This window comes from Variovorax multivorans, assembly GCF_051216835.1.
Taxonomy (GTDB): domain Bacteria; phylum Pseudomonadota; class Gammaproteobacteria; order Burkholderiales; family Burkholderiaceae_C; genus Variovorax.
Genome location: NZ_JBPJZL010000010.1, coordinates 118277 through 134328, shown reverse-complemented (window position 1 = coordinate 134328; position 16052 = coordinate 118277). Strand labels below are relative to the sequence as shown.

The following is a 16052-nucleotide window of genomic DNA, read 5'->3' as shown; positions in this document are numbered from 1 at the left end:
ACATGATGAATATCATGTAAAATAGCCCGACCATGCCGAGAACATCCCGCCTGCAAAAGGAAGCCACGCACGAACGCATCGTGGAGACTGCCGCGCGCGCCATACGTCGCAGTGGCTATGGCGGCACTGCCGTCGCCGACATCATGAAAGGCGCCGGCCTGACCCACGGCGGCTTCTACGCGCACTTCGCTTCACGCGAGGCAATGCTTGCCGAAGCAGCGGACCGTGCGGGAGCAGAAGCGGTCGCAGCCTCCGCAAGCATCGCGGCCGAAGCACCGCCAGACCAGGCGCTGCAAGCGCTGCTGCACGCTTACTTGTCCACTGAGCACATCGAAAGCGTCGAGACTGGCTGCCCGATAGCAGCCCTCGGCTCCGAGATGCCACGCCAGGCGCCCGAGGTGCGGCGCGCGGCCACCCGCCGTATCAAGGAGATGATCGATCTCGTTGCCCGGCAGTCGCCCGACTGGGGGCAGCCGGGCGCGCACGAGCGCGCGCTCGTCACCGTCGCTACGGCAGTCGGAACATTGCTGATGGCACGCGCCGTCGACGATCCCAAGCTCTCTGAAGCGTTGCGCAAGGCGACGCTGGAGCACTTCGCTCCGTCCGGCACCTGATTTCTCATGCAGACCAAGCTGAGATCGCGCTCGCCTTTAAATATGACATTCATCATCTAATTATCAAAAAATGACCAATATCCCCAACTCCCCAAGAGGCATTCCATGAAAAACGAAGGTTCCGTCGCACTCGTCACGGGTGCCTCATCAGGCATCGGTGAAGCCACCGCGCATCGGCTCGCGGCGGCCGGCTACAAGGTCTACGGCACCAGCAGGCGCGGAGCCACGGCGGGCAGCAGGCAACCCTTCGACATGCTGTCCCTCGACGTGACCAGCGACGAATCCGTAGAAGCTGCGGTGAATGAAGTGATGCGACTGAACGGCCGCATCGACCTGCTCGTGAACAACGCAGGGTTCGGCGTCGCACCCGGCGGTGCGGAAGAGAGCTCGATTGCACAGGCCCGCTCGATCTTCGAGACGAACTTCTTCGGGCTTATCCGCATGACGCGCGCCGTCCTGCCCCACATGCGGCGCCAGGGGAGCGGCCGCATCATCAACATCGGCTCGGTGCTCGGTTTCCTGCCGATGCCATATGGAGCGCTCTATGCCGCAACCAAGCACGCAATCGAAGGCTATTCCGAATCACTGGACCATGAGCTGCGCACCAGAGGCATCCGCGTCTCGGTCATCGAGCCCGCGTACACGAAGACGCCGTTCGACGCGAACTTTCTGGAGCCCGACGCCAAGCTCGACGAATATCACGAGGCTCGCACGGGTGTGATCAAGAGGGTGAAGGAGGTGATGGCAACCGCTGACCAGCCAGACGTCGTGGCCGACACTGTGCTGAAAGCCGCCACTGCGGAGCGCCCGAAACTCCGGTACACCGCCGGCAGCCTCGCAAGCCGCCTGCAATTGCTGCGCCGGTTTGCGCCTGCCGGTCTTCTCGATGCCGGCATCCGAAAAGACCTGCGACTCGACGCGAATCCGGCAGGGAACATGTGATGAAAGCGTTCATCATCGATCGCTATGGCCGCAACAGTGGCCTGCGCGCTGCCGAGATGCCTCGTCCGAAACTGCGGCCTGACGACGTGCTGGTCGAGATCCACGCCGCCAGCGTGAATGTGCTGGACTCCAAGATCCGCAACGGAGAATTCAAGCTCCTCCTGCCTTATCGCTTGCCGCTGATCCTGGGAAACGACGTGGCTGGCGTGGTGGTCGAAGTCGGATCGCAGGTGCGGAGATTCCGGCCCGGAGACGAGGTCTATGCGCGACCCGATCAGGATCGCATCGGCGGCTTTGCGGAGTTCATTGCGATCAAGGAAGACTCGCTTGCGCTCAAGCCGAAGAACCTGAGCATGGAGGAGGCCGCTTCAATCCCCCTTGTGGGGTTGACTGCCTGGCAGGCGCTGATCGAGATGGCGCAGCTCAAGCAAGGCCAGAAGGTTCTTGTCCACGCAGGCTCAGGTGGCGTGGGGACGTTCGCGATTCAGCTGGCGAAGCATGCCGGTGCGTTTGTTGCCACCACAACGAGCACGCCGAACGTCGATTGGGTGAAGAGCCTTGGCGCCGATGTCGTGATCGACTACAAGAAGGGCGACTTCTCGGCGATCCTGCGCGACTACGACGTGGTTCTGAACAGTCTGGACAGCGAAACGCTCGACAAGTCGCTGCGCGTCCTGAAGCCTGGCGGAAAGCTCATCTCGATCTCGGGGCCACCTGATCCCGCCTATGCGCAAGACATTGGTGCTTCCTGGTTCCTGAAACTGGCGATGCGGCTTTTGAGCCGTCGCATCAGGAAGAACGCACGACGCCACTCCGTGAGCTATTCGTTTCTCTTCATGAGGGCGAACGGAGCGCAGCTGCGCAGGATCACCGCCCTCATCGAATCCGGGGCTATCCGTCCGGTCGTGGACCGGATCTTTCCGTTCGAATCCACCAATGAAGCCATTGCGTATGTCGATGCCGGACGTGCAAAGGGCAAGGTCGTTGTGAAGGTTAGATAGGGCGCCCTCAGCAGGATTGCTCCTCGACCACCCGTCGCACCGTCAGCAACGCACTGCGCAAGCTGTCCAGCCCAACGGAGCCGAGCGCCAGCCGCAAGGCATGCGGCACATGCTGCGACGTGGCAAAGGGCTCGGCCGTCGACACCGAAACGCCTTCGCGCATCAGCGCCGCCGCGACCCGGTCGGCGCGTGTTTCTTCCGGCAAGGGCAGCCAGACGAAGTACGACGCGGGATGGCGCACGCACCGCAGCCCGGCCAGCGCTTCGCTGGCGATCGTCTGCCGCATCGAAGCGTCGCGGCGCTTCTCGGATTCGAGCCGGTCGACCGTGCCGTCCTCCAGCCACGCACAGGCGATCGCCGTGGTCACGCCCGGCGTGCACCAGGTCGTGGCCCGTATCGCCCGTTCGATCTTCGGCACCCACGCCTCCGGCGCAACGACGAAGCCCACGCGCAACCCTGTCGCCACATTCTTGGACAGGCCAGAGACATACACCGTCGTTTCCGGTGCCAGCGTTGCCAGCGGCGGCGGTGGATCGTCGGCCAGAAAGGCGTAGGCCGCGTCTTCGATGACGAGCAGGCCATGCCGCCTTGCGATGGCGGCCAGCCGCCGGCGCCGGCTCGCGCTCATCACCCAGCCCAGCGGGTTGTGCAGCGTCGGCATCGCGTAGATGGACTTCACGCGGCGGCGCGCGCACAGGCGTTCCAGCGCGTCCAGGTCCGGCCCCTGTCCGGATGCCGGAATGGGTGCCAGCTCCAGGCGGTGTGCCTCGGCCAGAACCTTGAAGCCGGGGTAGGTGAGAGCATCGACCGCGACCACGTCGCCCGGTTGCAGCAGCGCCATCACTGTCACCGCCAGGCCATGCTGCGCGCCGTCGACAAGCATCACTCTCGACGGCTCGGCTACCAGCCCGCGCGACGCGAGATGTCGGGCGACGCAGGCGCGTTCATGCATTCGCCCGCCATGGGGCGCATAGCGCAGCATCGCGTCCAGTTCGCCACCGGCGGCGAGTTGCCGCAGCGCGCCGCGCAGCAGCTCGCCCTGTCCGGGCAGCGACGGGTAGTTGAAGTTCAGGTCCACCAGGTCCGGTGCCATGGTCCGCTGATCGACGCCAACACCGCCGTGCATCGCCGCTTCGCGCACGAAGGTGCCGCGGCCGACCTCGCCGCTGACCAGCCCCATGGCCTCCAGCTCTGCATAGACGCGCGACGCAGTAACCAGCGCCAGGCCATGGCGCTCGGCCAGCCGCCGGTGCGTGGGCAGGCGGGTGCCCGGCAGCAGGCGTCCCGCGCGGATCTCGGCGGCGAGTTCATCGACCAGTTGCTTGTAGCGGGCTTCGGCCATCGTGCGATGTATCCATGACAATTTTTTGATTGTATTGATCGTCCGGCCTACGATGAGCGCATCTCACCCCCACGTACGAATCCCATGCACATCGCGATCCTCACCTTCGACGGCTTCAACGAACTGGACTCGCTCATCGCGTTGGGCGTGCTCAACCGCATCAAGAAGCCGGGTTGGCGCGTGAGCTTGTGCTGTCCGACCCCGGAAGTCACGTCGATGAACGGCGTCACCGTTCGCGCCCAGTCATCGCTGGAAGACGCACGCCTTGCTGATGCGGTCGTCGTCGGCAGCGGGGTGAAGACACGGGAGGTCGTCGCCAGCCCCGAGCTGATGGGGCGCCTGGCGCTCGATCCGGCCCGCCAGCTGATCGCAGCACAGTGCTCCGGCACCTTGATCCTGGCCAAGCTCGGCCTCGTGGGCGGCATACCGGCCTGCACCGACCTGACCACCAAGCCCTGGGTGCAGGAGGCCGGCGTGGAGGTCTTGAACCAGCCCTTCTATGCACGCGGCAACGTCGCAACCGCGGGTGGCTGCTTTGCCTCGCCCTACTTGGCCGGCTGGATCATCGCGCGCACCGAAGGGCTGGAGGCCGCCGCAGCGGCGCTCCACTACGTCGCGCCGGTCGGCGAGAAGGAAGCCTACGTCGCCAATGCGCTCGGGAACATCACGCAGTACCTGCCGCAATGACTTGTTGCGCGGGCTGAATCCACAGCTCAGCGCCTTATGGGCGCATGCAGCACCGCATTCGCCCCCGACCCGGCCGAGGCCTGCGTCGGCGACGCATCGGCCAGCGTCCTGACCGGACCGCAGCGCCCGTAGGTGTCGTCGAAGCGCACGATGTCGTCTTCGCCCAGGTATCCGCCGGTCTGCACCTCGATCACTTCGAGCACGGTCTTGCCCGGGTTCTCCAGCCGGTGGATGGCGCCCGAGGGCAGGTAGATCGATTCGTTCTCGCGCACCAGCGTGACTTCACCGTTGCAGGTGGCGCGCGCCGTGCCCTTCACCACGATCCAGTGCTCGGCGCGGTGGTGGTGCATCTGCAGCGACAGTTTGCCGCCGGGCTTCACGGTCAGGCGCTTGACCTGGAAGCGCTCGCCCAGGTCGATGCTGTCGTACGCGCCCCAGGGCCGCACCACGCGGCGGTGCTCGGTGGCCTCGGCGCAGCCCTCCAGCGAGAGCTTGCGCACAACGTCGGCCACCTGCTCGGCGCAGCCCGCGCCGGCCACCAGCACGGCGTCGGGCGTGTCCACGATGATCAGGTTTTCGGTGCCCAGCGCCACCACCGGCCGGTGCGGCGCGTGGATGAAGGTGTTGCGCGAGTTCAGCGCGCTGGCCTTGCCGCTCAGCCTGTTGCCCGCGTCGTCCGCCGGGTGCAGGCTGGCAACCGCGTTCCAGCTGCCGACGTCGCTCCACAGGCCTTCGAACTTCACGACCGCGATGTCCTTGTGCTTTTCGAGCACGGCGTAGTCGATGCTGTCGGCTCGGCAATCCTCGAAGGCTGCGCGGTCCAGCCGCAGGAAGCTGCCATCGGTTGCAACGGCGGCAGTGGCGTGCTCGCAGGCCAGCAGGATGTCGGGCGCATGCCCGCGCAGCGCTGCGATCAGCGTGCGCGCCTGCACGAGGAAGATGCCCGCGTTCCAGCTGTAGCCGCCATTCAGGATCAGCTGTTCAGCCACCGCAGCTGTCGGCTTTTCGACAAAGCGCACCACGACCTGGCTGCGCCCGTCGGCCGAGGGCTCGCCGGCTTCGATGTAGCCGTACGCGGTGCTCGGGAAACTCGGCACCACACCGAAGGTGACGATCTTGCCGGCCTGTGCAGCCTCGATGCCGGTGCGCACGGTGCGGGCGAACAGCGCGGCGTCGGGAATGTGGTGGTCGGAGGGCGCGAACAGCAGCAGGTCGTCGGGCTCGGCCAGCAGGGCGGCCGAGGCCATGGCCGCGGCTGTATTGCGCGCCACCGGCTCGAGGATCTGCCGGCCCGTGGCGTGCGCGTTTTCCACCGCTTCCTTCACCAGGAAGCGATGGTCTTCCGACGTGACGCAGGTGATGTCGGCATTCAGCACCGCCAGCCGTTCGAGCGTGAGATGCAGCAGGCTCTTGCCGCCGATCAGCGGCGCGAACTGCTTGGGCAGCGCCTTGCGCGACAGAGGCCACAGCCGCGTGCCGCTGCCGCCGCACAGGACCACGGGATGGATGAGGGGGGTGTTCATGATCGTTTGCGTTGTGGTGGGATGTGGGGGTTCAGATCAGGCCGGAGTACGCCGCATAGCTCACGGCCTGGGCACGCGAATGCACGTGCAATTTCTTGTAGATGTTCTTGATGTGGGCGTTGACGGTCTGCCCCGAGATGCCCAGCTTGACGCCGATTTCCTCGGTGACGTGTCCGCGCGCCACGAAGCGCAGGATCTCGCACTCGCGCGCCGTCAGCGTCGCTTCGCGCGGGGGCGGCTCCACCGACGGCGGCGTGCGGCTGTCGGGCCGGTGGCTCAGCCGCGAGAGCAGCCGGCGCGCCAGCCGGGGCGTGATGGCCGCGCCACCGTTGACCACCTGCAGAACGGCCTGCGCGAAGCTCTGGAGCCACGCGTCCTTCAGCAGGTAGCCGGTGGCGCCCAGCTCGAAGGCATGCAGCACGTGTGACTCGTCCTCGAGCGCGGAGATCACGATGATTTCTCCCGTGCGATGTTGCTCGCGGGCTTCCTGGATCAGGTCGAAGCCGGTGCCGTCGCCCAGCCGCAGGTCGACCATCAACACGTCGAACTCGTGCGTGGCCAGCAGACGGCGGCCATCGCGCAGGCTGCCGGCCTGGCCTTCGAGCTGGATGCGCAGGTCAGACAGCAGCTCCTGCGCGATCACCCGGCGCATGAACTCGTCGTCATCCACGAGCAGCACGCGCACCGGCGCATCCTCCTGCCCCGTCAGGAAGCCGGGCCACAGCGGCGCAACAGGCGGAACGATGCCCGGTGGAAACCCCGAGCGGCCATCGGCCTGCTCGCCAAGAAAGGGGGATGGGTTGTCAGACATGGGTGTGTCCCAGGTTGGAGTTGATATGCGTGCTGGTGCCGTTGCTCTGAAAGCGCGGAAGGTCCGCGGTAAAGGCCGGCGCCGGGTCGTCGAAGCCGTGCGGGTTCGCGGCCTGCCAGCGCCAGCTGTCCGCGCACATCTGGTCGAGGTCGCGGCGCGCGCGCCAGCCGAAGGCGAGAAATGCACTGCGAGCATCGGCCCAGTAGGCGGGCGCGTCCCCGGGGCGGCGCGGCCCGATGCGCAGGGCAATGCGGCGACCGCTCGCGCGCTCGAAGGCCGACACCACTTCGAGCACCGAGGCGCCACGGCCGGTGCCGAGGTTGGTCATGAGAATGCCGCTGTGGCGCACTGCATGGCGCAGCGCCGCCACATGGCCTTCGGCCACGTCCATCACGTGCACGTAGTCGCGCACGCCGGTGCCGTCAGCCGTTTCGTAGTCGGCGCCGTGCACCACCAGGCATTCGCGCTCGCCGGCCGCAACCTGCGAGATGTAGGGCATCAGGTTGTTGGGCGGCCCGTGCGGGCGCTCGCCGAGCAGGCCGCTTTCGTGCGCACCGACGGGATTGAAGTAGCGCAGGCAGGCAATGCCCCAGCGTGCGTCGGCCTGAGCCAGGTCGGCCAGCACGGTCTCGACCATCGCCTTGGTGCGGCCATAAGGGTTGACCGCGCCGTAAGGTGCACTCTCCGCAATGGGCGAGGGCTGCGAGTCGCCGTACACCGTGGCCGACGAGGAGAACACCAGCGTGCGCACATCGGCGCGGCCCATGGCTTGCACCAGCGCCAGGGTGCCGGCCAGGTTGACGTCGTAGTAGCTCACCGGGTCGGCCACAGATTCACCGACCGCCTTCAGCCCTGCGAGATGCACGACCGCTTCGACCCCGTGCGCCGCGAACGTGCGGTCGAGCGCCGCCGCGTCGCGCACGTCGCCGCGCACGAGAACGGGTTCGACCCCCGTGATGCACGCCACCCGCTGCAGCGAGCGCGCGTCGCTGTTGACGAGCGAGTCGAGCACCACCGGCTGGTAGCCCGCCGCGATCAGCGCCACGCAGGTGTGGCTGCCGATGAAGCCGGCGCCGCCGGTCACGAGGATCCTGGGTGCGGATGTGGACTTGGGCATGGTCGTGGTCCTCGTGTGGGGTGCCGCGTCAGCCGGCGATGCAGCGCTGCAGTTCCTCTTCGAGGCGCTGCAGGATTGCGTTGCGGTCAAGTTCGGCCTCGGCGAAACGGCGGCCGGCGGAACCCAGCAGCTCGCGCGTATCGGGCGACATGGAGAGCTGTTCGATGGCATCGGCCAGCGCGGCCGCATCGCCCGGCTCGACCACCACGCCGCGGCCCCACACGGCCTCGCTGAGCGCGGTGCCGGCGTGCGCGGTCACGATCACGGCGCGGCCGCTCGCGAGCATGCCGCCCAGCTTCGACGGCATGACGAGGTCGGCAGCATCGGCGCGCTGGGGCAGCACGTGGATGTCGGCCATGCCCAGCAGTTCGTTGAGTCTTTCGGCAGGCTGCAGGTCGAGAAAATGCGTGTTGCCCAGCCGGGTGCAGGCGTCCATCAGCGAGGCACGGCTCGGGCCGTTGCCGCAGAACACGAAGTGGATGTTGTGGGAGCACACCAGCAGGCGCGCCGCCTCGGCCAGCAGCTCGATGCCCTGCTTGCTGCCGAGGCTGCCCGCGTAGAGCACGACCACCGCGTCGGCGGGAATGTTCAGCTCGGCCCGGAAGCCCTGCGCCGGCACGCCTTCGACCACCGGCGGGCGCGCAACGGGCTGGATGGCTTCCACGTCGACCCAGTTCGGAAACAGCACCAGCCGCGATTCGTCCACGCCTTTCTCCAGCGCCTTGGTGCACATCGTGGAGGAGATGGACGACACCCGGTCGAACTTGCGCATCAGCCAGCGCTCGGCGGCCAGGGCGAAGCGCCGCACCCGCTCGCCGCGCAGCCAGCCGAGGCCGAATGCCGCGTCCACTTCGTAGTCCTGCACGTGCAGCCAGGAGCGGATGCCGAGCAGCTTCGCGAAGCACAGCGCGGCCGGCGCGCAGGAGATGGGCGGCTCCACCACGAACACCACGTCAGGCTTCCAGCGCAGTTGCGCCAGCAGCAGCGGAATGCTCGACAGCGTGAAAGACAGCAGGTGCCCGATGCGTCCCAGCGCACGAGGCTTCGACGGCACCCAGGTGGGCGCACGGCACACCGTGACGCCGTTCCAGTCGGTCTTGCGGTAGGCCCAGGCCGAGTAGCCCTCGAGCACCGACCACTGCGGAAAGAAGGGCGGCGACGCAATCACCCGCACCTCGTGCCCGCGGGCGTGCAGCCACTCGGCCATCTCGCCCGAGTACTTGCCGATGCCGGCCAACTCGGGAGCGAAGTTCATCGAGTAGACGAGGATCTTCACGATGCCCGCCTCCGCGTCAGCAGGCGCACGATCGGGAAGAAGCCGAATTGCAGGCGCATGCGCGTCTCGTACAGCACGAAGTCGGTCACGCAGGCAATGAAGAACACGTAGTGCGGCTTGTCCGGAAAGACCATTACCACCGCGCCGTATGACGCCAGCCGCAGCGCAACTTCCACCAGCGCCCAGGCGCCGAGCGAGCCCATCGAGGTCTTCAGAGACAGCACCATCTCGTGGTGGATCGTGTAGGTGCGCAGCAGGAAGTACGGCGCAATGCACATGAAGATGGTGCGCGCCTCGTTGCCCAGCTTGAGCAGCGGCGCGGCCACCGAGATGAGGGCGGCCAGCCCGACGAAGAGCCCGCAGCCCAGCAGGAAGGAATGCTTCGCCAGGCGCAGCTTGGCCGCGGTGAAGTTGCCCGCGTCCGTCTCCAGCATCGCAGGCGTCTTCGTGACCAGGAAGGCCTGCACGAACTGCGACGGCGCCTCGGCCAGCAGGAACGCGAGCTTGAAGGCCCCCACGTAGCTCAGCGGCATGAAGTACGCCACGATGAGCAGGTCCGACTTGCGCAGCAGGAACATGAGCAGCGAATACACCGTCGCGCCGGCCTGCGACGCCAACCCGAGCGCGGCGCGCCCGGCTGGTGGCGCTGCGCCGTTGCCCGGCAGGCCGACGGCCACGCACACCACCACGACGGCGAACAGGTTGATGAGCAGCAGGTGCGCCACGCCCAGGTCGAAGCGCACCGCTACACACAGGCTGATGCCCACGACCAGGATGGTCGCGCGGATGCCGCCCTCCAGGTTGAGCAGCCCCGCGTGGCCGAGGCCGCGACCGAACGAGAGCCGCAGGCTGTTGAACGAGAAGACCGCCAGCGTGGCCACCAGCAGAAGGAAGGGCGCATCGCCCACGGGCATGTGCTGCACCGTGAGGATCACCGTCACCAGCACCGTGGCCAGCGGCAGGCCGATGGCCAGCGTGCGCACCACGTCGCCGCGCGTCACGCCCGGCGGCACGCTCGCCGCATTGCGCGAGAACAGCAGCGAGCTGCCCAGCGTGCCCATCACCAGCGCCACCTCCATGACCGACTGGTAAATGGAGTACTCGCCGAAGCGCGCCGGCGAAATGCTCGCCGCCATCAGGAAGATCGCCAGAAAGCCCGACAGGTACACATACAGCCGCGAAGCGAGCGCGCCCAGGCCCGACAGCCAGGCCATGCGCGCGCCGGGCGGAGCAAGTGACAGGCTGAAGTGCTTCATGGCGTCGACTGGCTTCACGCTTACTTGCCGACCGGGGCGCGAGACACGCGGCCCGTGTCGAACAGCCGGCGCACGAATGCACCGGCCCGGAACGCGTTGTTCTTCGCGCGGCGGGCCATCTGCAGCGCGTAGGTCACGGCCGCCACGGTGTGCATGTGGCCGCGCAGCGCGAAGGGCATGGCCATCTTGGCGCTGCCCTGGAAGTGCAGGGCGACCACGCGCGTCAGTTCGCCGGCGGTGCTCGTCAGCCAGGCCTTGCCGTCGCGGTACGCAATACGCTTGGCGCCGCCAAGCACCTTGAACTCCCGTCGTTCAAGGTTGTGCATGCCGTTGATGTTGTGGTCGATGACCGTGCCGTCGAGCACCCGATTGATCGGGGCGTCGTTGCCCGTGGCGTGGGCCCAGAGATAGAGCAGGGTCATGTCGGACACGCCGCCGCGCACACCTCGCGCGGCAAAACGCCCCGCAATGTCGCGCAGCTTCCTGCGGCCCGAGGGGGTGGCGTAGCTGTCGAGCACGTAGGCCACGAAGCGGCGCAGGCCGTTCGCGGTCCAGTAGCTCACGTGCGGCGAGATCTGGCAGGGGTTCCAGCCGTCCGCGGACTGCATGCAGGAACCAGAGAAGTCGGACTTGCCCGCAAGCCGCGCGATATGCGGCGCCGCACCCTGAAAAAGCAGCACATCGCTGTCGATCAGCACGAATTCGCGCACTTCGGGGTGGGATTCCAGAAACTGCGCTAGGAGAAAGTAGCGCCGAAAGCAGATCTTTTCGAACTCCGGCGGGTTGCTCGACAGATGCACGTAGGACCGGCAGAAGCGTTCGTAGGCCGGGCCCGCGTCGGTGTCCGACAGCACGAAAAGCGGCTCGCCGGCCAGCGCCGCCGATTCGCGGCACAGCGCGAGGGTCTTGTTCTGGCGGTCTTCCACGACGATGAAGGGCAGGGTTGGGTTCATGGCGCTTGGTTGAGGGTTGATGGGATGTGACAGCATTCGTTGTGTTCAGGGCTTGCGCGCCGTAACGCTCTTCATCAGCGCGACGTGCGCGGGAAGAAAGCGGCCGGCGGCGTCGATGGGCATGTCCAGCGTGAAGAGGCCGCGCACGGCGGCCGCTTCCGAAATCCAGCTGCGCAGCTGCGCCGCCGTGAAGCGCGCCGGCGCCTCGCGGCCCCACGAGGCGCTCAATGGCGTCAGCACATGGAGCGCCAGCTCCGACGGCGGGGCGGTGAGGTGCGCGGGCGGCTGCATGTACTCACCGGCCATCAGGTTCTGGCAGGGCGCCGACTTGACGCTGAAGCGCTCGGCACCTTCGCCTGCGTTGAAGGCCAGCCAGCGGTTGGCGGCGCCCGTGCGGGCCGAGCTGCACAGCATTTCCCAGCCGGCGGGCGTGATGCCCTTCGTGTTGTAGGTACCGTCGAACCACCAGCCGCTCACGAGCGAGCCGTAGCGCTCCGACCAGTCACGGATCACGCTCGACCAGGCGGCGATGAAGCGTGCGGGCGGCGGCTCCTGCTCGGACACGTCGCCCAGGCAATCCATCAGCGCAGGGTCTGCCTGCGGCGCACGAAACGGCAGGTAGAGGATCAGCGAGATGCCGCGCTTGCGCAGCGCCTGGCCGATTTCCATCGGCAGGTCGCGTGGCGAGCGGTTCGCGGCGCTGCCCGGGCAGAGCACTTCGAGCGCGGCATTGGGCGCGATGTACTGGCCGTTGTTCTGGCCCAGCGTCAGGATCAGGTGCGAGGCGCGCATGTCCGCGAGCGTCGACGCGAAGGCCTCGACATCGAAGCGCTTGATCTCGTTGATCGACTGCTTGTCGGGCAGGTAATGCACCATCACGCCGAAGCCCGGCATCGGGGCGCCCGCCGATGTGCCCGCGGGTTGTGCGCGGCCGGCCAGCGGCATCACTGCCAGCAACAGCAGCGCTGCAAGAAAACGCATCGCGGGGAACGGCCATTTCGTCATGGCATGGCCCGGGCGAGCGACAGCGCGCCGCGCTTGAGCATGAGATAGCGCCCCGCGACCGCGGCTGGCGCGCAGGCAGTGGCATGGACCCACACCGGATGCGTGCGCTCGTGGCGCGCGAGGTGCTTGGCCAGCTGGTACGGGTCGCTGGCAGCGCTGCCCACGAAGAAGCCGTAGTCCGCGAACAGCTCGCGGTGCACCGGAATGTCCGACAGCAGCAGCGGCACGCCCAGCGTTGCTGCCTCGGCCGCCGAGAGGTTGAAGCCCTCGAAGGTAGACAGCGAGATGAACGCGGTGGCGCCCTGGTACAGCCGCAGCAGTTCGTCGCGCGACACCAGCCCCCGGTGCCGCACCGAGCCACGCACCTCGGGCGCCAGCGCGGCCACCATGCGCTCGACATCGGCCGCGCCGTTGCCGGTGATGTCGAGGTAGTCGACCAGGCCCGCGCGCTTCATGCGCTCGAAGAGGGCGAGGATGCCGCCGAAGTTCTTGTGCGGGTAGTAGTGGTAGGCCGCGATGAGGTAGCGCTCGCCCGGGGCCGCATTCGTTGCTGCACCCGGTGTAGTGGGTGCCGCCGCGACCCGGGGCGCGTCCACCGGGTTGAAGATCACAGCCGAATGCTCGCAGTGGCCGAAATGGCGCTCGAAGTCCAGCTGGCTGCTGCGGCTGATGAAGACCACGTCCGCCGCGCTGTGCGCCGCGCGCCACAGGCTCCAGTCCAGGAAGAGCCGCTTGCTGCGCCTGAAGTACTGCGGGTAGGCCTTGTACTGCAGGTCATGGACGATGACGATCGAATCGCGATGCCGCCCGAACAGCGTCAGCGGCAGGAAGTAGTTGGGAAACACCGAGAACAGCTGCTCGCCCATGAGCAGCGCGCGCAGGTAGTGGAAGTTGTAGAGCAGCGTGTCGAGCACGAAGCGGCTGATCTTCAGGCGCTGCGCCAGCGCGTAGATGCGCGGATGCCGCTCGCTGACCGGCTCGATGCGGTCGTCCCGCGACATCCGCATGTGGCGCAGCAGCACCTCGGACACGTTGAGCACGCCGCCGGCCGCCTTGTTCAGGCGCACGGTGTCGTAGTAGAGGTAGGTGGCCATGTGCGACGTCCTCACGCACTCGGAAGGCCGTGACGCACCGCGCGCGGTAGCGGCCGGCGGGCGCGGGAACTCAGGGCGCCGGCAATGACGGCGGCGATCAGGCCCGAAACCGCGAACGGTCCCCAGCCCAGGATCGGGCCGCGCATGAACGGCACGTAGGCGGCGAGCAGCACCAGCGCCGACAGGTAGGAGCCCGACAACGGCCGGTTCGGATCGATGGCGCGGTCGACCACGCGAAAGCCCGCCGAGATCGCATAGCCGAACAGCGCCGGCCCCGCCAACCCGAAGTCGAAATACGCCGTGGTGAAGGGCGGCAGCGACAGGTTGCTCTGCGAGAAGTTGCCAAGAATGGCCGACCAGCCGAGCGGGTCGAAGTCCGGGAACATCTTCAGGTCGCGCGGCAGGAAGAACGAGAACGCCGAGAGCAGGTAGCGGCCCCAGCCGAGATCGGGAATGGGTGCGCGCTCCAGGATGCCCGCGACCACGAACATGGCGTCGAAGTCCTGGCTGAACGGAAAGGTCGTGAGCTCTTCGCCCCAGAAGCTGCCGCGCGAGATCAGGTTCAGCACCGGGCCCAGGCCCGCGATGGAGCCGAAGATCACGCTGCCGAGAAGCCAGCGCCGGCTGCGCCCCAGGGCGTGGATGAGCAGCGGCAGCAGCCCGATCAGCAAGACCTGCCGCGCCGTGTTCACCGGGTTGGCTGCAGCCAACGCCAGGCCGAACGCCAGGCCTGCCGCGCACCAGGACCACAGCGTGCGACGGCGCACAGCGTGGATGGCCAGGGCCACGAAGCACATCAGCACCACCAGCTTGGGCAGCGTGGAATAGAAGATGAAGTCGATCGGCACGTTCTCTTCGCCGCCGCTGGTACCAGTGAGGCCGCGCGCCACGAAGTTGAGCTCGGGCTTGATGAACAGCGTGGCGAAGGCCGCGAGCGAGCAGCTCAGCAGCAGAAGAAGAGGGTGGGCCACGCCGACCAGGCGCCGGTCGTGCCCCCCGGGCAGGTGCGCGGGTACGTCGGGCACGCCCAGCCGCGCGGCCTCCACGCCGGCCATGTACAGCAGCAGGAGCATCAGCGCCTGCGTGTGCGCCGCCGTGCTCATCACGCCTGCTTCCCAGAACTCCACGTCGTGCGAGATCTGCATCGCCGGCGCGATCGAGAAGTACGTGAGGATCGTCGCGTAGTGGATCAGCAGGAACACGCTGGAGCCCGAGGAGCCCAGCAGCGAGAGCTGGATCAGCGACAGCGCGCACACCGCCGCATAGCCCCACACGGGGTCGACCAGGCCGCACAGCATGGCGCAGACGATGCCGGACCAGAAGGAGAGGGTTCGCATGGTGGGCCTGCTGTGGTGTGGCTGCCGGGTTGGCTCAGGCGGCGACCTGCGCCGTCTGGATCGGGTCGATTTCCTCGACCGGGCGAATCGCCGTCTGGTAGTCGGCGTAGGTGCGGCCAAGCCCTTCGGCCAGCGACACCGTCGCGTGCCATCCGAGGCTGCTGGCGCGCGACACGTCGAGCAGCTTTCTCGGCGCGCCATCGGGCTGCGCGAGGTCGTAGCGGATGGCGCCGGTGTAGCCCACCACGTCGCGGATCAGCTCGGTGAGCTCGGCGATCGACACGTCTTCGCCGGTGCCGAGGTTGATGTGCCCGCGCATCGCGTCGGTCTGCCGGTCGTACTCGGCGCGCGACAGGTTCATCACCTCGATGCAGCCCTCGACCATGTCGTCGACGTACAAAAACTCGCGCCGCGCGCGGCCGCTGCCCCAGATCAGCACGCTTGGCGCATTGCTGATCTTCGCCAGGTGAAAGCGCTGGATCAGCGCCGGCACCACGTGGCTGTTTTCAAGGTGGTAGTTGTCGCCGGGGCCATACAGGTTGGTCGGCATCACGCTGCGGTAGTCGATGCCGTGCGTGGCGCCGTACTGGCGGTTGTAGCTCTCGCACAGCTTGAGGCCTGCGATCTTGGCGATCGCATAGGGCTCGTTGGTGGGTTCGAGCTTGCCGTTGAGCAAGTATTCCTCGCGGATCGGCTGCTCCGCCATGCGCGGGTAGATGCAGCTGGAGCCGAGGAACAGCAGCCGCTTCACGCCCGAAACGAATGCCTGGTGCGTCACGTTGGTGGCGATCGCCAGGTTCTCGTAGATGAACTGCGCCGGGTAGGTCATGTTGGCGTGGATGCCGCCGACCTTGGCCGCCGCCAGGTAGACCTGGTCGATCTGCTCCGTCGAGAAGAAACGGGCCACGGCCGCCTGGTCGAGAAGGTCGAGTTCGCTGTGGGTTCGCGTCACCACGTCGTGGCCCAGTTCGCGCAGGCGCCTTGACGTCGCCTGACCCACCATGCCGCGATGACCTGCAACAAAGATACGCATATGAGCTTTCGTGAAGAGGTTGATGAAGTTCGAGGGAGACGAAATCGAAAGAAATCGAAAG

The 16052-nt window shown here is 67.1% G+C and carries 15 protein-coding genes; 4 read left to right on the top strand and 11 right to left on the bottom strand.

Annotated elements, in window-relative coordinates; genetic code table 11:
• Positions 1-32: 32 nt before the first annotated feature.
• The 3 genes from ACSFCA_RS25410 to ACSFCA_RS25400 all read left to right on the top strand — a co-directional run bounded on the left by ACSFCA_RS25410 (position 33) and on the right by ACSFCA_RS25400 (position 2557).
• Complete coding sequence (locus ACSFCA_RS25410; RefSeq protein ID WP_435461447.1) at positions 33-614, top strand: TetR/AcrR family transcriptional regulator; 582 nt, start codon at positions 33-35, stop codon at positions 612-614.
• Between the two features lie 105 nt (positions 615-719).
• The gene (locus tag ACSFCA_RS25405) at positions 720-1556 is read left to right on the top strand and encodes an oxidoreductase (RefSeq protein WP_435461446.1); all 837 of its coding nucleotides are present in this window, start codon (positions 720-722) and stop codon (positions 1554-1556) included.
• On the top strand, positions 1556-2557 hold the full coding sequence (locus tag ACSFCA_RS25400; protein WP_435461445.1) for an NADP-dependent oxidoreductase: 1002 nt from the start codon (positions 1556-1558) through the stop codon (positions 2555-2557). Before ACSFCA_RS25405 ends, ACSFCA_RS25400 begins: the two co-directional genes overlap by 1 nt.
• Before the next feature lie 7 nt (positions 2558-2564).
• Here the strand turns inward: ACSFCA_RS25400 and ACSFCA_RS25395 are convergent, their stop codons facing one another.
• Entirely contained in the window at positions 2565-3899 is a 1335-nt protein-coding gene (locus ACSFCA_RS25395; RefSeq protein ID WP_435461522.1) for an aminotransferase-like domain-containing protein, read from the bottom strand.
• A gap of 84 nt (positions 3900-3983) precedes the next feature.
• Here ACSFCA_RS25395 and ACSFCA_RS25390 point away from each other — a divergent pair, with 84 nt between their 5' ends.
• Positions 3984-4586, top strand: a complete 603-nt coding sequence (locus ACSFCA_RS25390; RefSeq protein ID WP_435461443.1) for a DJ-1/PfpI family protein — start codon at positions 3984-3986, stop codon at positions 4584-4586.
• A 26-nt stretch (positions 4587-4612) separates the two neighbouring features.
• On the opposite strand, the gene ACSFCA_RS25385 is transcribed toward ACSFCA_RS25390, so the two are convergent.
• Genes ACSFCA_RS25385 through ACSFCA_RS25340 form a run of 10 tightly spaced genes read right to left on the bottom strand, consistent with a single transcriptional unit; the run spans position 4613 to position 15991 of the window.
• Entirely contained in the window at positions 4613-6109 is a 1497-nt protein-coding gene (locus ACSFCA_RS25385; RefSeq protein WP_435461442.1) for a mannose-1-phosphate guanylyltransferase/mannose-6-phosphate isomerase, read from the bottom strand.
• Between the two features lie 31 nt (positions 6110-6140).
• Positions 6141-6920, bottom strand: a complete 780-nt coding sequence (locus tag ACSFCA_RS25380; protein WP_093058343.1) for a LuxR C-terminal-related transcriptional regulator — start codon at positions 6918-6920, stop codon at positions 6141-6143.
• Entirely contained in the window at positions 6913-8037 is a 1125-nt protein-coding gene (gene galE, locus ACSFCA_RS25375; RefSeq protein WP_435461441.1) for a UDP-glucose 4-epimerase GalE, read from the bottom strand. The genes ACSFCA_RS25380 and galE overlap by 8 nt, the downstream gene beginning before the upstream one ends.
• A 28-nt stretch (positions 8038-8065) precedes the next feature.
• Positions 8066-9313 (bottom strand): glycosyltransferase WbuB, encoded by a 1248-nt coding sequence (locus ACSFCA_RS25370; RefSeq protein WP_435461440.1) that lies wholly within the window; start codon positions 9311-9313, stop codon positions 8066-8068.
• Positions 9310-10569, bottom strand: a complete 1260-nt coding sequence (locus ACSFCA_RS25365) for a lipopolysaccharide biosynthesis protein (protein WP_435461439.1) — start codon at positions 10567-10569, stop codon at positions 9310-9312. The genes ACSFCA_RS25370 and ACSFCA_RS25365 overlap by 4 nt, the downstream gene beginning before the upstream one ends.
• Before the next feature lie 20 nt (positions 10570-10589).
• Positions 10590-11522 carry a hypothetical protein gene (locus ACSFCA_RS25360; RefSeq protein ID WP_435461438.1) on the bottom strand — a complete coding sequence of 311 codons (933 nt, stop codon included), beginning with the start codon at positions 11520-11522 and terminating at the stop codon, positions 10590-10592.
• 45 nt (positions 11523-11567) lie between these two features.
• Entirely contained in the window at positions 11568-12527 is a 960-nt protein-coding gene (locus tag ACSFCA_RS25355; RefSeq protein WP_435461437.1) for a hypothetical protein, read from the bottom strand.
• Positions 12524-13621, bottom strand: coding sequence for a glycosyltransferase (locus ACSFCA_RS25350; protein WP_435461436.1), 1098 nt, complete (start codon positions 13619-13621; stop codon positions 12524-12526). Before ACSFCA_RS25350 ends, ACSFCA_RS25355 begins: the two co-directional genes overlap by 4 nt.
• 11 nt (positions 13622-13632) lie before the next feature.
• Positions 13633-14958, bottom strand: coding sequence for a hypothetical protein (locus ACSFCA_RS25345; protein WP_093074422.1), 1326 nt, complete (start codon positions 14956-14958; stop codon positions 13633-13635).
• Between the two features lie 34 nt (positions 14959-14992).
• Positions 14993-15991: a GDP-L-fucose synthase family protein gene (locus tag ACSFCA_RS25340; RefSeq protein WP_258354966.1), complete on the bottom strand. Its 999-nt coding sequence runs from the start codon at positions 15989-15991 to the stop codon at positions 14993-14995.
• Positions 15992-16052: the final 61 nt, after the last annotated feature.

Excerpts from the sequence above, each read along its gene's own strand:
- ACSFCA_RS25365 (WP_435461439.1), bottom strand. The coding sequence starts at position 10,569 with ATGAAGCACTTCAGCCTGTCACTTGCTCCGCCCGGCGCGCGCATGGCC.
- ACSFCA_RS25380 (WP_093058343.1), bottom strand. The coding sequence starts at position 6,920 with ATGTCTGACAACCCATCCCCCTTTCTTGGCGAGCAGGCCGATGGCCGC.
- ACSFCA_RS25400 (WP_435461445.1), top strand. The coding sequence starts at position 1,556 with ATGAAAGCGTTCATCATCGATCGCTATGGCCGCAACAGTGGCCTGCGC.
- ACSFCA_RS25390 (WP_435461443.1), top strand. The coding sequence starts at position 3,984 with ATGCACATCGCGATCCTCACCTTCGACGGCTTCAACGAACTGGACTCG.
- ACSFCA_RS25350 (WP_435461436.1), bottom strand. The coding sequence starts at position 13,621 with ATGGCCACCTACCTCTACTACGACACCGTGCGCCTGAACAAGGCGGCC.
- ACSFCA_RS25355 (WP_435461437.1), bottom strand. The coding sequence starts at position 12,527 with ATGACGAAATGGCCGTTCCCCGCGATGCGTTTTCTTGCAGCGCTGCTG.
- ACSFCA_RS25385 (WP_435461442.1), bottom strand. The coding sequence starts at position 6,109 with ATGAACACCCCCCTCATCCATCCCGTGGTCCTGTGCGGCGGCAGCGGC.
- ACSFCA_RS25405 (WP_435461446.1), top strand. The coding sequence starts at position 720 with ATGAAAAACGAAGGTTCCGTCGCACTCGTCACGGGTGCCTCATCAGGC.
- ACSFCA_RS25340 (WP_258354966.1), bottom strand. The coding sequence starts at position 15,991 with ATGCGTATCTTTGTTGCAGGTCATCGCGGCATGGTGGGTCAGGCGACG.
- ACSFCA_RS25345 (WP_093074422.1), bottom strand. The coding sequence starts at position 14,958 with ATGCGAACCCTCTCCTTCTGGTCCGGCATCGTCTGCGCCATGCTGTGC.
- ACSFCA_RS25395 (WP_435461522.1), bottom strand. The coding sequence starts at position 3,899 with ATGGCCGAAGCCCGCTACAAGCAACTGGTCGATGAACTCGCCGCCGAG.
- ACSFCA_RS25360 (WP_435461438.1), bottom strand. The coding sequence starts at position 11,522 with ATGAACCCAACCCTGCCCTTCATCGTCGTGGAAGACCGCCAGAACAAG.
- ACSFCA_RS25410 (WP_435461447.1), top strand. The coding sequence starts at position 33 with ATGCCGAGAACATCCCGCCTGCAAAAGGAAGCCACGCACGAACGCATC.
- galE (WP_435461441.1), bottom strand. The coding sequence starts at position 8,037 with ATGCCCAAGTCCACATCCGCACCCAGGATCCTCGTGACCGGCGGCGCC.